The sequence below is a fragment of the Stenotrophomonas sp. CASM106 genome (assembly GCF_049384825.1).
GTDB classification, from domain to species: domain Bacteria; phylum Pseudomonadota; class Gammaproteobacteria; order Xanthomonadales; family Xanthomonadaceae; genus Stenotrophomonas; species Stenotrophomonas muris.
The window spans coordinates 1-401 of the sequence record NZ_JBMRFS010000087.1 but is presented as its reverse complement, the minus strand read 5'-3'; the positions used below and the strand labels follow the sequence as shown (position 1 = coordinate 401).

Sequence of the window (401 nt, the reverse complement as noted above, 5' to 3'; positions counted from 1 at the left end):
ACGTGGCAGTGACGGCCGGCATCGCCGACCTCGGCGGCTTCAGCTATGGCGAACTGCGGCTGGACCTGCGCCATGTGTTCGCCACCCAGGAGATTCGCGGCACCTTCAGCGGCATGCACGGCAGCGATGGCAGCCGTGGCCAGCAGCATCAGCTTTCGTATCGTCGCCGCGCCTCGTGGAATGTGTACCACCAGCGCATGCGCGGCCGTGCCTGCCAGTTCGAGGACGACGCACGCGACCGGCTCGGTTGTGCTGATTCGCTCAGCGCCTCGATGGCGCTGCCGGTGGCGGGCGGCAACGCCTACGTGGCCTACACCCGCCGTCAGACCTGGCGCGCAGGCACGCTGCAGCCGGGGCTGGGGGATGACCCGCTGGCAGGGCTCGACCCGCTGTTGCCGCCG

The 401-nt window shown here is 70.1% G+C and carries 1 pseudogene; it reads left to right on the top strand.

Annotated elements, in window-relative coordinates:
• Positions 1-401 (top strand): annotated as a pseudogene (locus VG556_RS22650) (usher protein); the annotation flags it as partial.